A 14,412-nucleotide genomic window follows, 5' to 3' on the forward strand; every position below is an offset into this window, starting at 1 on the left:
TCGAACTCTGCGTCTCTGCGTTGAAAACCATAGAATGATCTACGAGAACCACCAACAGATCCTCTCATTTCAAACATATTCTACTGACATATGAGCATACTCGTTGATAAGAACACCCGCCTGGTCGTCCAGGGAATCACCGGTGGCGAAGGTACCTTTCATACCAAGCAGATGATCGAATACGGAACGAACGTTGTAGCGGGCGTCACCCCGGGAAAAGGGGGAACGACGTATCATGGAAATGAAAAGGATCGGTTCACGACTCCGATTCCGGTCTACAACACGGTCGCCGAAGCCGTTGAGAAAGAGAAGGCAAACACGTCGGTGATCTTCGTCCCTGCCGGCGGAGCGGCTGACGCCATCATGGAAGCGGCCGATGCCGGCGTGAAGCTCGTCGTCGCCATCACAGAGGGAATTCCTGCGAATGATATGGTGAAGGTCTACGATCATCTGAAGTCTCTCGGCGTCAGGATGATCGGCCCCAACTGTCCCGGAATCATCACGCCGGGTCAGGCCAAGGTTGGCATCATGCCCGGATTCATCCACAAAGCCGGACGCGTCGGACTGGTCTCGAGAAGTGGAACATTGACCTATGAAGCAGTCGGCCAGCTCACGCATCGCGGCATCGGGCAATCGACCTGCATCGGTATCGGCGGCGATCCGGTCATCGGCACGCGGTTTATCGACGCCGTGAAGCTCTTCAATGAAGACCCCGGTACGGAAGCAATGATCCTCATCGGCGAGATCGGCGGAACGGCGGAAGAGGAAGCAGCCGAGTATATCAAGAAGCACGTGAAGAAACCGGTCGTGGGTTTCATCGCCGGTCAGACAGCGCCGCCGGGACGGAGAATGGGGCATGCCGGAGCGATTATCTCGGGAGGAAAGGGGACGGCGGCTGAGAAATTCGAGGCCTTCCGGAAAGCGGGCATCCATGTCGTCGAAAGTCCCGCGCTCATCGGGGAAACGATGGAGCGGGTTCTCAAGGGGCTGAAAGGGAAGAAGTCTGTTCCAAAGGCAAAACCAAAATCGGCGCGCAAAAAGGTCGGCGTGAAGAAACGCGTGAAACCTCCGGTGAAAAAGAAACCGGCTCCCCGCAAGAAGGGGAAGAAATAGCAATGGAGTAGATCGGAATCGATCTCAAGAACACGTTCGCAAGCTCGGAGAGTCTCACGCCAGGCCGCCAAGAGCATCAGTATCCTTCTCTTCATTAGCGTTGTTGCGTGATAGCTTTGAGTGGGTTCCTGGAAAATGTGTCTGAGGGTTAACGGCACATTTTTTCTTTCGCCCGTCATGAACAGCAGAGGCAAACACTATGTGGGATGAAAAACGCGTCGGTATCGTCAGGGAAGTGACGAGCTCCTCTGTCACGGTGGTGGTGGATCCCGAAATCACGACGCTGAGCAAGAAAATCGGACAGAAAACCTATTATATCGGTCAGATCGGAACCTACGTTCTGATTCCGATGGGTCAGATGCTGGTGCTCGGGATTGTGGCGGAGTTCAAGAAGGGGGATGTGTACGAGAACGACAAGGTGACGCAGCGCTATCTCATGAATGTGACGCTCATCGGGTCGCTCAAAAAGGGGAAGTTTGAAAGCGGCGTCTCTGTTCTCCCGACGGTCGACATGATCGTCTACCTGCTTGAAGACAAGGACCTGAAGGCGGCGTTCTCGACCTACCAGAAGTTCAATTTCTCGGTCGGGCAGCTCTCGCTGTTCGAAAGCGAGCGGGCGTATCTCGATCCGAACAAATTCTTCGGCAAGCATCTCGCCGTTCTGGGATCCAGTGGCGCAGGCAAGTCGTGCACGGTCTCGTCGCTGCTGCAGAAGGTCGTGACGCTCCCCGATACGAACATAGTGATTCTCGACATCCACAACGAGTACAAAAGCGCGTTCCCTGAGGGATGCCAGCATTTCGATATCGCCGCGCTCGAGTTGCCGTACTGGCTGATGAATTTTGAAGAAATGGTCGAGCTGTTTGTCGATCCGCGAGATGAGAACGCGACATCGATTATTTCGACGCTTCAGGATCAGATCTATGCCGGCAAGAAGGCGAAGAACCCGCGCCTCTCGGGCATGATCACGGTTGATTCGCCGGTGTTCTTTGACATGAACGAAGTGAGAGCGAAATTCCAGTTCCTGGATACCGAAAGGATCTCGTCGGGTACGGGCGGCTCGAAGGAGGGTCCCCACAACGGCAAGTTCACGCGCTTCCTCATGCGGGTGAACAGCATGCTCAACGATCCCCGCTACGCGTTCATGTTCAAACCGCGCGTCTGCCTTGATTCTGAATCGGCCAAGGGTCTGCTGACGATGATCTTCGGACTCGACGGCAAGTCGAAGATCACCATCATGGACATGAGCGGCATACCGTTCGATGTCGTGAACACCATTGTTGCGCTCGTCGCCCGGATCGCCTTCGACTTCAATTTCTGGAATCCCAATCGCCGCGATCTCCCGATACTCCTCGTGCTCGAGGAAGCGCATAACTACCTCTCCCTTAATTCGAAGGGCTCGACGGCGGCACGCCTCACGGTGGAGAGGATTGCGAAAGAAGGGCGTAAATACGGCGTCAGCGTGATGATCGTCAGTCAGAGGCCTTCCGAGATCTCCGAGACGATCTTGTCGCAATGCAACAACTTTGTCGTTCTGCGGCTCCTGAATCCCATCGATCAGGCGTACATCCGGCGGCTTGTGCCAGAGACGTTCAGCGGCCTGGAGGCGGTCATATCGACGCTTCGCCAGGGAGAGGCGATTGTCGTGGGCGATTCCGCCCCGATGCCGCTCCGGATACAAATCGACGCTCCAAATCCGCCTCCGGCAAGTTCCGATATCTACTTCTTCGACAAGTGGAAGCAAAAGGGAGCCCAGACGAATGCGGATGATGTGATGGAGAGATGGTGGAACCAGCATAAGACGTGAATGTAGTCCGAAATTCATTTCGGAGAGGCGGAAAAGGTGAGAAAGCAGTAAACAGTAAACAGTGAATAGTGAAACACCTAAGTTTGAACCCAGAACTTGTCCGCCAGAGGCGGATCCGCCTTCGGCGGAAAACTCCAAACTCGAAACTCAAAACTCCAGACTGAAAACCTGTTTCCCGAAAGGATGCTCTGTTTATGTCCGTTGAACGATCACTTGCAATTCTCAAACCAGACTGTGTTAGGAAGAACCTTCAGGGCGAAGTTATTGCCCGCATTCAGAAAGCCGGATTCAAGGTCCTCGGCATGAAACAGCTCCGCCTGACGAAAGAGACCGCGGGGGCTTTTTACGCCGTGCACAAAGGCCGCCCCTTCTACGACGGATTGGTGGAATTCATGTCCAGCGGTGCTTGCATGCCCATCGCACTCGAAAAAGAAAACGCTGTCGCCGATTTCCGCATGCTGATCGGAGCCACAGATCCGAAGGATGCTGCCGAAGGTACGATCAGGAAATTGTTCGCCGACAACAAGGGCGAGAACATCGTCCATGGGTCTGACTCGGCCGAAAACGGGAAGATCGAAGTAGCATTCTTTTTCTCCGAGCGTGAGCTTGTCTGACGTTCTCCTCACCCTTCACGGTTGACGCATGCCCCTCTCCAAGTGGAGAAAACTGACCCAGAAAGAGCTTTTCAAGAATCCCTGGTGGGTGTACAGGCAGGACACGTTCCGGCTGCCGAACGGCGAGGTGGGAGAGTATTTCTACGTCCACACGAACGGCTCGAGCATGATTATTCCGGTACAGGACGACGGAAAGATCGTGATGCTGAGGCAGTACCGCTACTTGTGCGACGAGGAGAGTCTTGAGTTCCCCTGCGGTGGTGTCAAAGCCGGGAGCGATTATGTTTCGACTGCCGCAGCGGAGTTGGAAGAGGAAGCGGGGTATAAGGCGGCGGAGTTGATCAACGCCGGCCAGTTCAACCCGTTCAACGGAATCACGAACGAGATGTGTCGCGTCTATGTCGCGCGGGGCCTGACCCATGTCGGCACGAAACCGGAAGTGACTGAAGAATTTGAACACCTGCCGATGACACCGGCGGAAATCGATGAGCGCATCCGGTCCGGAGAAATCTGGGATGGCATGACCATCGCAGCCTGGTTCATCGGACGCGCAAAGATAGTGTAGAGTATCAGTCGCCCCTGTCGCTGACCGGGGTACTGTCCCCCCTCACCACCTTAACCAAGGAATAACCCTATGATACGACCAAGGTTTCTCTTTCTGGTCCTCTGTCTCGCCGCGGCCACGCTGGTTGGCCAGGTCAAGACCGGGGCCGACCTGCTGTTCGAAAAACACTTTAAGCTGATTGAAGGAAAGCGAGTCGGACTGGTTACGAATCACTCCGCCATGCTCTCGAACGGAAAGCATCTCGCCGATGCTCTCACCGAGGACAAGCGGACGAAGCTCGTGGCCCTCTTCGGACCTGAGCATGGCGTCCGCGGTGATGCTCCGGCCGGCGCGCAAATCGACAACGATGTGGACAAGAAGACCGGCGTGCGCGTCTACTCGCTCTACGGCAAGATCAACAAGCCGACTCCCGAGATGCTGAAGGACGTGGATGTGCTCATCTACGATATCCAGGATGTCGGTGTTCGTTTCTATACCTATATCAGCACACTCTCGTACGCGATGGAAGCGGCGGCCGAGGCGAATATCCCCTACATCGTCCTGGATCGGCCGAACCCGATTCGCGGGACGTGGGTTGAAGGATTCAACCGTGATGATTCGCTCCGCTCGTTTGTCGGACTCCATCCCATCGTCATCGCCCATGGGATGACGGTTGGTGAGCTCGCAACGATGTATAACAACGAAAAGTGGATGAAGGATGGCGTGAAGGCGAAGCTGACCGTGGTGAAGATGGAAGGATGGAAACGATCGATGTGGTATGACGAGACCGGTTTGAAGATATGGGTCGCGCCTTCTCCGAACCTTCCAACGCTGAAGAGCACGATCGTGTATCCGGGAACGTGCTTTTTCGAAGGTGTCAATATTTCTGAAGGCCGCGGGTCGGACCTCCCGTTTGAGTACATCGGAGCGCCGTATATCGACGCGATGAAATGGGCGATAGCTCTGAATAAGTGCAACCTCCCCGGCGTGCGGTTCGAACCGACGGAATTCACCCCGAAAAGCCGGGAGGGGTTGGTGCTGCACCCGAAATATGAAGGAGTGCACTGCAATGGCGTCTGGGTCATGATTACTGACAGAGACAAACTTGAGCCTGTGAAAGTCGGAGTCTACATGCTCGCGACCGCGAAGAAGCTTTTCGCTGACAGCGTGAAGTGGAGACGTTCGATCAATCGCCTTGCTGGAACGCCAAAGATGATCGCCGCCATTGACGCCGACGTGCCTCCCGAAAAGATCGTCGAAATGTGGAAAGACGACGTCGAGAAGTTCAAGAAGATTCGGGCGAAGCATCTCCTGTACTGAGGCCCGCAATACGATTGTGGATCCGAATCCGTAGGTGTGCGTCCTGACATCTTGGGGTGCACACCTTACTTTTTTCCTCTCTCGCATGGACGCATGTCCCGGGTCCATTGGAGCGTACGAACCACTGGCAGAGCGTGAACAATGAATGACACGAGTATGACTCAGTCGCAACTCTTAACCGAACTGGCTCAGTTGCGCCAGCGGGTCGCTTACCTGGAGGCCGCAGAGGCGAAGAACAAGCAGACGGAGGAAGACCTTTATCATTCCCGCCAGATGCTCCAATTGGTCCTCGACACGATTCCGCAGCGCGTATTCTGGAAGGACCGCAACTTCTCCTACCTCGGCTGCAACAAACCTTTCGCGAAAGATGCGGATCTTACCGAACCAGGTGAAATCGTTGGGAAGAATGACTTCGAGCTCGGATGGAAAGAAGTCGCGAAGCTCTACCGTGATGACGACGACGCAGTCATGACCACGGGCAGACCAAAACTTGACTTCGAAGAGCCGCAAATCACACCGATGGGAGATCAACTCTGGCTGAGGACGACGAAGGTTCCATTGCGGGATCGCGACGGCACTGTTATCGGTATCCTGGGAACATATGAGGACATTACTGAGCGCAAGCGCACCGAGGATGCGCTGCTCTATGAACGAAATCTTCTCCGGACATTGATCGACAACCTTCCGGATGTGATCTATGTGAAAGACAGCGCCTGCCGCAAAACGATCGCGAACCGGGCCGATATCCGGAACATGGGTCTGCAGGCGGAGGCCGAGGCGTTGGGGAAGGACGACTACGCCCTGTATTCGATGGAAGTTGCCGACAAGTTCTTCGCTGACGACCGGTCGGTTATCGAGCATGGGGAACCGGTTCTGAATCGGGAAGAGTATTTCATCGATCCCGCGGGGCAGAAACACTGGCTTTCTACATCGAAGCTCCCGTTACGGGATGCCCAAGGTCTTGTCGTTGGACTCATGGGTATCGGGCGTGACATCACCGAGCAAATACGTGCTGAAGAGGCTCTACGCAACGAGCGGAATCTCCTGCGGGCCGTGGTCGAAAACATGCCCGACCTCTTCTACTTCAAAGATCCGCTCGGGCGATATGTCCTCAACAATCGGGCACATCTGCGCTCAATGGGCGTGGAGCATCAGGAGGAGGTTCTCGGGAAGTTTTCCGCATCGTTCCATCCTCCTGAGCTCGCCAGACAATACCTGGAAGATGAGATGGAGATCGTGCGAACGGGGCAAGCGCTGTTGGAGAAGGAGGAACTTGCCGTGCACAAAGACACCGGGGAACAACGCTGGCACCTCACGAGTAAGATACCGCTCAAAGATAGTGAGGGTACCACCGTGGGAATTGTCGGTATCAGCCATGACATCACCGAACAGAAACTCGCCGCCGCCGAACGGGAGAAATTGATCAGGGAACTTCAGAGCGCGCTCGTAGACGTCAAAACCTTGAGCGGACTTGTGCCGATCTGCGCGAGCTGCAAGAAGATCCGCGACGACAAGGGATATTGGACTCAGATCGAAGCGTACATTCAAGAACGCACGCCAGCACATTTCAGTCATGGCATTTGCCCTGACTGCGTCAAGATCCTTTATCCGGAGTACAAACCGAGGGAAAAACACTGACTGTCGAAGCAGTGAGCCGGAGTGAAGAGCGGGGATTTCTTTCTGGTCGGCAGCTGCCGGACCTTATGCCTGCCGTGGATGCGGAACAAAGGAGAATCCAATGAGACAGCTATGCATCCGAACTTCTCGTCATGCCTCTCTGCTGCTTCTTATCGTCGCCGGAACAGCGTTTTCACAGAAATCGGCGATGGTGCAACTCCCCAACGGTTTCTATTCTGTGTTGAGTGAACGATCCTCCCGCGCCGTCGCGGGGATGGACAGCATCCCGAATATCGTGCTTCTGTACGACGGTAAGTACGTGGATTCCACAGAGATGTCCTCTCCGCTGTTCATAGCGATCGATACCTCGTCGTTTGTTCCATTGATACTATCGGGCTCTCCAACTGCGCAGAAGGATGGGAGTGGACGTACGCTCCTGGGGGTGACTCTGGCGAAGACATACATCAAGAGGTTGGAAGATTTTACGAAGGCACACCTGGGCGGGAAGGTCGCGATTGTCCTCGATGGCGAGATCATCACCATGCACAAGATCCGGAGTGTCATCAGCGAAGGCAAGATCCAGATCACCCGCTGCTATGACAACGCATGCGACGTGCTTCTTTCAAAACTGACGAAGTAGTCATCCCGACGCGCGTCGTTGGAGAAACCTGCTGAGAAGATGTTCCGTGGATCCTTCCACTATATATGAGCATCGGACACGCGCATTGCGTGTTGTCTATCCGCTCCAGCCGGGCCGCACCGATGTTTTGACGCGTCGCGACCAGAGTCACTCCGTTAAGTCATTCCGATGTCCAAAATGAGACACCAGATGCGAAGGGTTTGTGTTTAGCGAGAAGAGTTTCTTCCCGAAGTGTACTTTTGTGAGACATCGTGCGCATTTTTTTGAAAGAACATGTGAAGCGGTCACCCTCCCGATTCCCCCGCTCCTTGATATTCCGCGGAAGGAATGCTAAATTACCAAAGATGGACGGCGTCGGATGCTCCTGCGGCTCATGTGTGATCTGCGTCATACTGTTTTTTTGAGGATTTCGCAAATTTAGTGAATAGCTGTTCCTGAGTTTTGTTCAATCCCGTTGGCCGTAATATCTAACGGGCATCAGCGCCAGTAAATGTTTAAGACCTCTTCCACAACGACGAAAACCGATTTTCTTGCTCTACGCCAACATGGACACAATCTCTAAAGGGGAAAAATGAAATTGTTTTCGAACAGATGGTTTTCTCTTCTTCTTGTTCTCCTGATCGCATCTTACCAGGGGAATGCATCTCTGCTCACCGCCAAGTCAGTGTCGGGGTTTGCTGGAACGCCCGGCGCGGCCAAGCTCGGGAATAAGACAGAACTTCCGGCCTTCTCCATCAACGATGTGAGATTGAGCGAAGGAAATTCCGGCACGACCTCTTTCACCTTCAGAATCACCCTGTCGTCTGCGAGCAATGATCTCGTCGTTGTTCACTACGCCACGAGCCCTGGAACTGCTTCCGAGGGTGGAGACTACAACCCGGTTTCTGAGGACCTCAATTTTTACGCGGGCGAAACCACTCACGATATCACCGTGTTTGTGAACGGCGATGTGGACTTTGAAACTGACGACACATTCAGTGTCGTGCTTACAACTAGCTCGACGAACGCGACCTTAGGACGAAGCACCGGCATTGGGACTATTGTCAATGACGACGCCAGTGGATCTTCGGTAACGGCGAGCATCAACGATGCGTCGGTGACAGAAGGCGACGCTGGTACAAAGCCTATGCTTTTCACAGTCAGTCTTAGCAATGTCAACGCCGCCACTTTTCCCTCGACGGGTGTAAAGGTGAATTATGAGACCGTGGCCGGTACAGCTGTCGCTGGAAGCGATTATACCTACACGAAAGGCACGTTGACCATCGACAAGAACTCGGGTTATGTCGGAAGATTCAGCGTCCCCATTGTTGGTGACATGACGAATGAGCCACAGGAGAAATTCCTGGTCAGGATCACTTCAGCCGACGTTGTTTGCGCGGTGAGTGAGGGAACCGGTACCATTGACGATAATGATCCCATACCGCCGACGATTTCGATCAGCAATGTTCCCAGTGTAACGGAAGGTAATGCGGGGACAACACCCGTGGCCTTCGCGCTCACACTCTCGAATCCGAGTTCCCAGGTTGTCACGGTCTCGTACTCGATAAGCGGCAATGGGACCGCCATCGCCGGTACTGATTATGTCGATCAGAATAGTGAGATTTCGTTTCAGGCGGGAGAGGTGAACAAGATCATCACCGTCGAAGTCATCGGAAACACAAAGTACGAACCGAACAAGTCGTTGTCGCTGAATTGCAGCGTTTCCAATGCCACACCGTCGTCGATACAGGGAACGGTCCTTGTCACCAATGATGACCAATGCCCCGTTATCGTCGTAAGCCCGGCTTCAGTTCCGCAGGGCGCTGTTGGCAGCGCATACAATGTGGTGTTCGTCGCCAATGGCGGCACAACCCCTTATACGTATTCGATAACCGGGACCCTTCCGGCCGGACTGACATTCAACAACGGGAATGTGACCGGAGTGCCTACCGCCGGCGGTGCCAATTTCAGTTTTGCGGTCACGGCCAAAGACGCAAACGGATGCGAAGGAAAGTCAACGTATCTCTTCGGCGTCCAGGATATCCCTTCGATTTCAATCAGCGGTGTCTCTGTAGCCGAAAGAAACTGTGAATACGCTAACGCGGTGTTGACAGTAACTCTTTCCGCCGCGAGCACGAAGACCGTCTCTGTGAAGTACGCCACGGCGGATGGGACGGCAAAGGCCGCTTGCGACTATGTGGCGGCGAGCGGCACTGTGACATTTGCCCCTGGTACAACATCAATAAACATCACAGTGAAGGTCAAGGGGGACAGAACGAAGGAAACTAATGAATCGTTCTCTGTGATTCTCTCCGGCCCGGTGAACGGACTCCTGGGAACTTCGGCCGGAGTTGTCACAATCGTTAACGACGATGGTTTGCCAAAGGCCTGGATCTCCAGCGAGCGCATGGACGAAGGGAACACCGGCAGCAAGTCGATGGTGTTTAACGTCAGACTTCAGAAGAAATCCTCCGCTCCTGTGACAATCGATTTTGCAGCGGTAGATGGCACCGCAAAAGCGGGAAGCGACTATACGGCGACCAGCGGGAAACTGTCGTTCGCAGCGGGCGAGACAGAAAAGACAATACCTGTTACAATATCCGGTGATGTGCTTTATGAGCCTGACGAATCATTCACGGTCCGCCTCTCAAACCCGACAGGAGCAACCATTCAGGACGGGACGGGGACCGGCACAATCGAAAATGATGACTCGAAACCGGTTCTCTCCATCGGCAACGCGTCGGTCAAAGAAGGGAACACTGGAAAGATCCCGGCAACATTCACGGTGAGTCTCTCCAAACCAAGCAGCGAAACTGTGACGGTCTACTATGCTACGGAGAACGGGTCGGCGTGTTCGCCGAGCGACTACGTCGCGACGTCTGGTAAGCTGATCTTCAATCCCGGGGAAACTTCCAAGTCGATCATCGTCTCCGTCAACGGTGATGCGGTATCTGAGAAGGATGAGGACTTTGTGGTCCGACTCTCGAAGGCTGACAACGCAAGCCTATGCGATGAGAGAGGGACGGGAGTGATCCAGAATGACGACGCTCCTTCCATCGCTTGCCGGTTTGACGATCTGATCAATTATGTCAGGGGCCTGGCTGCTGACGGATTTCAAAAGCCCTGTGAGAAGAGCCGTTCGGATCTGATCGACAAGCTCAGCGATGCAAATTGTGCTTTCCAGCGCGGGAGCAACAAGACCGCTCAGGCCTATCTGAAGGATGCTCTCAACCGTATCTGCGCGACGGGGAGCAGCGGATGGGTCGCGAAGGATCCCGTACGGCAGGATCTGTCCCCGCGGGTTCTCGACATTTGCACGGGCCTCGATCAAAACGGTTCGATGGCTGCGAGTAATGAACAAGTCTCCGAGTCTGCTGAAGACGTTGTGTCTTCTACCTCTGTGGAGTTCGGGCTTGCACAGAACTATCCCAACCCCTTCAATCCGACGACGACGATCCAGTACAGCCTCCGCGAGCCTTCGATGGTCACCTTGAAGGTGTATGACATGATTGGACGCGAAGTGGCAAGTCTGGTTGAGGAATATCAGGGAGCGGGACGACATAGCGTGCAGTTCAACGGCGAGCGCCTGACGAGCGGAACGTACATCTATCGTTTCCAGGCAGGCAGTTTCAGGGAAGTGAAGAAGCTGGTTCTGATGAAGTAAACGCGTTGTGATAGTGCTGTAACGTGGGCGCACGCCCGGATTTTGCACGAAGGGGCTTTCCCAAATGTCATTCTGAGTCTCGCTGTTACTCAGGCGAGACGAAGAATCTGATCCATATGTGCAGATTCTTCACTCCGTTCAGAATGACGTTTGCTTTTTGTGAGACAGCCCCTTCTGATTTCTTATGGTCCTCAACGCACTAATCCCATTCCAAACCTCATCGTCTCCGAGATTGTCACCGGTAGCTTGCCTCTGAAGTGAGCCTTTCCAAACAACGCCTCCGCAGCGGTTTCCTGAAGGGCTTTTGCGTTGTCGTAGGCGCAAATGTACGTGGGGATTTCCGGCACCGACCCCCCGATGTACGGATTGCCGAATGAAACCAACGCCAGGTTTTGATTGCTTTTGATGAGCCGCTGCAGGAACGCAGTGTGCGTCGCAGGAAGTTCCACGGTCCCGCTGCTGAGGACGATCTTGACGTAGGCTGCAACAATGACCACATCCGCCTGCCGCGCAAGCTCCAGCGCCTTTTCGATCTCATCTGCCCTGAGTGAATCGCTCAGCCTCAGTTCCGTCGAGCCCGGAGCATGCTTGCGCACTTCGTCCGGAAATGTGACAAGTCCGCGCGAAACCATCGAGTTCCCTTCCTTATTGCTCATCGTCAGGACGAGCACCTTCTTCGATGCCTTCAGGGGGATGAGTGTTGCATCATCCTTCGCAAGCGTCAGGCACCCGGCAGCGATCTTTTTCGCGATCTGATAATTCTCGGTCGTTCCTACAAGTTGCCCAACCCTGTCAATGTCTGTGATGCGGTGCTTCTGAAGTCCGGCTTTCGATTTTGCGCGCAGAATCCTTCGAACGGATTCATCGATTCGTCGTTCCGTGAGTCCGCCGCTCTTGAGTGCCTCCCGAACAGCATTGATCCCGATTTCGAGATCACCCGGGAATAGTATGATATCGCATCCGGCCTGGAGAGCTTTGACAGTAGCCACATTGAACGGGTAACGGGTCGTGATGCCTCCCATGACCATCGCGTCGGTCAGTACGAGTCCATCGAATTTCAGCCTGTCGCGTAACAAACCCGTCATCACATTCCCGGAAAGAGTTGCCGGGATGGTGTCAAGGTCGATCGACTGGATCCATAAGTGAGCGCTCATCACGCTGGAGGGTTTCGCCAGCCGGAAGACTTGCTTGTACGGATAGAGCTCAACGGATTCGACTTCCTTGGGCGAGCCCGCGATGACACCGATGTTGGCATGAGTATCTGTCCCGGTGTTGCCGTGACCAGGGAAGTGCTTTGCAGTGGCGAGAAGCCCGTTTTCCTGATACCCTCTGATGGCTGCCACAGCCATGGTCGCCACCAGCTTTGGATCCTCACCGTATGAACGGGTATTGATGACCGGGTTCCTGGGATTGTTGTTGACGTCGAGCACCGGAGCGTAGTTCAGGTGCACGCCCAGGGCACGAGCTTCTTTGGCGGTCAGCTTTGCGGCCTCATAGACCAATTGTGGATTGCGCGAAGCGCCCAGGGCCATGTTAATCGGTAAATCGGTGGCACCATCGACGTAGGTTCCGGCCCCTTTCTCGAAATCCACAGTCACGAGAAGAGGATACTTCGAAACCCGCTGGAACGTGTTCAGGTTCTCAACGATCTTCTTCGCCTCAACTCTCGCAAACCATATTCCCCCGATGTTGTACTTCTGTATCCACTCCAGTGTCCGTTCGGGTGAGGTTTGGGCGGGAATAAATAGTTGCCCGATCTTTTCGTCCAGCGTCATCGACTTGAGGGTCTTTTCGACCCACGAATTGTCTACGGGCTGAAGCTGCGATTGAAGTGTGGCCGTGGCAGCCAGGAGGAGAAACGACAGTGCGATCTTCTTCATATGCGGGTTCTCGATCTCTCGAAATGTGAGGTTTCAAAGCGCGGCCAGCGCTTGTTTCAGGTCTGCAATGATGTCCTCGATGTCTTCAATACCGACCGAGATTCTGACAAGTCCGTCGGTCACGCCGATTCGTTCTCGCTCCGTCGGTGGAACGGACGCGTGTGTCATCGTCGCCGGATGAGAGATGAGCGATTCGACGCCGCCGAGACTCTCCGCGAGAGCGCACAGCCGGACAGATTTCAGAAACTTCTTTGCCCTATCAAGGCTCCCGAGGTCGAAGGAAATCATCCCGCCGAACCCCCGCATCTGTTTTTGAGCCAGCCAGTGCTGCGGATGTGAAACAAGCCCGGGGTAGTGCACTTTCTTTACTTTTCGCTGATGGCTAAGGTAGTGTGCCACCTCCATGGCGTTGGAATCATGCCGCGCCATTCGGACCGCGAGAGTCTTGATCCCCCTGAGGCACATCCAGGCCTCGAACGGGCTCAGGATCGCTCCCACGGATTTTTGAACAAATCGGAGCCGCTCCGTCATTTTCGGGTCGTTGAGAACCACAAGCCCTCCGAGCATGTCGCTGTGGCCGTTCAGGTATTTTGTAGCGCTGTGAAGAACGATGTCGATGCCGAAGTCGAGGGGGGTTTGCAGATACGGGGTCGCAAACGTGCTGTCGACCACAGAAATCAGCTTTCTGGAAATGCAGAGTTTTGCGGCCCCCCGGAGATCCGTGATCTCCATCGTCGGGTTCGTCGGAGTCTCGATGAAAAGCATCTTCGTGTTGGGCTTCACTGCGGCCTTTACCGCGCTGAGATCGCTCGTGTCAACGAAATCGAATTCCAGCCCATAGTCCTCGAGGACGAATTTGGCGATTCGGTACGTCCCTCCATAAACGTTGCGCGAGACGATGACGTGATCGCCCGATTTGAGCAAGTGGAAGACCGCAGCTTCAGCAGCCATCCCCGAGGCGAATGCCAGACCCTCCTTGCCGTTTTCGAGGGCCGCGATGTTCTTCTCGAGGACGGTTCTGGTGGGGTTTGACACGCGGGAGTATGCGTACCCCTTGTTCTTGCCAATTTCCTCCTGGGAAAAAGTGGAGGTCAGGTGAATCGGTGTCATAAGCGATCCGGTGAAGGGATCGGGCTCGATGCCGGCGTGGATTGCTTTCGTGGAAAACCCCATGGTGGTTCCTTTCTTTCGCGGATGGTGACGGATTGTCACAGATCCTCGCGGATAGTTGGCT

10 protein-coding genes are annotated in these 14,412 nt (G+C 54.5%); 8 read left to right on the plus strand and 2 right to left on the minus strand.

Annotated elements, in window-relative coordinates; translation table 11 throughout:
* The first annotated feature begins 90 nt into the window (after positions 1-90).
* The 8 genes from sucD to NTU47_15140 all read left to right on the plus strand — a co-directional run bounded on the left by sucD (position 91) and on the right by NTU47_15140 (position 11,298).
* Positions 91-1,113 carry a succinate--CoA ligase subunit alpha gene (gene sucD, locus NTU47_15105; protein ID MCX6135137.1) on the plus strand — a complete coding sequence of 341 codons (1,023 nt, stop codon included), beginning with the start codon at positions 91-93 and terminating at the stop codon, positions 1,111-1,113.
* Positions 1,114-1,312: 199 nt separating this feature from the next.
* Positions 1,313-2,920, plus strand: a complete 1,608-nt coding sequence (locus tag NTU47_15110; GenBank protein ID MCX6135138.1) for an ATP-binding protein — start codon at positions 1,313-1,315, stop codon at positions 2,918-2,920.
* Positions 2,921-3,114: 194 nt separating this feature from the next.
* A complete protein-coding gene (ndk, locus tag NTU47_15115; protein MCX6135139.1) occupies positions 3,115-3,534 on the plus strand; it encodes a nucleoside-diphosphate kinase in 420 nt (139 codons plus the stop codon).
* A 28-nt stretch (positions 3,535-3,562) separates the two neighbouring features.
* Positions 3,563-4,099, plus strand: coding sequence for an NUDIX hydrolase (locus NTU47_15120; GenBank protein MCX6135140.1), 537 nt, complete (start codon positions 3,563-3,565; stop codon positions 4,097-4,099).
* 69 nt (positions 4,100-4,168) lie between these two features.
* Positions 4,169-5,398 carry a DUF1343 domain-containing protein gene (locus tag NTU47_15125; protein ID MCX6135141.1) on the plus strand — a complete coding sequence of 410 codons (1,230 nt, stop codon included), beginning with the start codon at positions 4,169-4,171 and terminating at the stop codon, positions 5,396-5,398.
* A gap of 156 nt (positions 5,399-5,554) precedes the next feature.
* Positions 5,555-7,036, plus strand: coding sequence for a PAS domain-containing protein (locus NTU47_15130; protein MCX6135142.1), 1,482 nt, complete (start codon positions 5,555-5,557; stop codon positions 7,034-7,036).
* A 100-nt stretch (positions 7,037-7,136) separates the two neighbouring features.
* Complete coding sequence (locus NTU47_15135) at positions 7,137-7,655, plus strand: hypothetical protein (GenBank protein ID MCX6135143.1); 519 nt, start codon at positions 7,137-7,139, stop codon at positions 7,653-7,655.
* A 571-nt stretch (positions 7,656-8,226) separates the two neighbouring features.
* Positions 8,227-11,298 (plus strand): T9SS type A sorting domain-containing protein, encoded by a 3,072-nt coding sequence (locus NTU47_15140; GenBank protein ID MCX6135144.1) that lies wholly within the window; start codon positions 8,227-8,229, stop codon positions 11,296-11,298.
* 191 nt (positions 11,299-11,489) lie between these two features.
* On the opposite strand, the gene NTU47_15145 is transcribed toward NTU47_15140, so the two are convergent.
* Both NTU47_15145 and NTU47_15150 read right to left on the minus strand, forming a co-directional pair.
* Positions 11,490-13,178: a glycoside hydrolase family 3 C-terminal domain-containing protein gene (locus NTU47_15145; protein MCX6135145.1), complete on the minus strand. Its 1,689-nt coding sequence runs from the start codon at positions 13,176-13,178 to the stop codon at positions 11,490-11,492.
* A gap of 33 nt (positions 13,179-13,211) precedes the next feature.
* A complete protein-coding gene (locus NTU47_15150; protein MCX6135146.1) occupies positions 13,212-14,390 on the minus strand; it encodes a PLP-dependent aspartate aminotransferase family protein in 1,179 nt (392 codons plus the stop codon).
* Positions 14,391-14,412: the final 22 nt, after the last annotated feature.

The sequence above is a fragment of the Ignavibacteriales bacterium genome (genome assembly GCA_026390595.1).
GTDB lineage: Bacteria > Bacteroidota > Ignavibacteria > UBA10030 > UBA10030 > UBA9647.

What these genes read in the sequence shown, in the direction of transcription:
- NTU47_15125 (MCX6135141.1), top strand. Translation starts at nt 4,169, where the DNA reads ATGATACGACCAAGGTTTCTCTTTCTGGTCCTCTGTCTCGCCGCGGCC.
- sucD (MCX6135137.1), top strand. Translation starts at nt 91, where the DNA reads ATGAGCATACTCGTTGATAAGAACACCCGCCTGGTCGTCCAGGGAATC.
- NTU47_15145 (MCX6135145.1), bottom strand. Translation starts at nt 13,178, where the DNA reads ATGAAGAAGATCGCACTGTCGTTTCTCCTCCTGGCTGCCACGGCCACA.
- NTU47_15140 (MCX6135144.1), top strand. Translation starts at nt 8,227, where the DNA reads ATGAAATTGTTTTCGAACAGATGGTTTTCTCTTCTTCTTGTTCTCCTG.
- NTU47_15110 (MCX6135138.1), top strand. Translation starts at nt 1,313, where the DNA reads ATGTGGGATGAAAAACGCGTCGGTATCGTCAGGGAAGTGACGAGCTCC.
- NTU47_15135 (MCX6135143.1), top strand. Translation starts at nt 7,137, where the DNA reads ATGAGACAGCTATGCATCCGAACTTCTCGTCATGCCTCTCTGCTGCTT.
- ndk (MCX6135139.1), top strand. Translation starts at nt 3,115, where the DNA reads ATGTCCGTTGAACGATCACTTGCAATTCTCAAACCAGACTGTGTTAGG.
- NTU47_15120 (MCX6135140.1), top strand. Translation starts at nt 3,563, where the DNA reads ATGCCCCTCTCCAAGTGGAGAAAACTGACCCAGAAAGAGCTTTTCAAG.
- NTU47_15130 (MCX6135142.1), top strand. Translation starts at nt 5,555, where the DNA reads ATGACTCAGTCGCAACTCTTAACCGAACTGGCTCAGTTGCGCCAGCGG.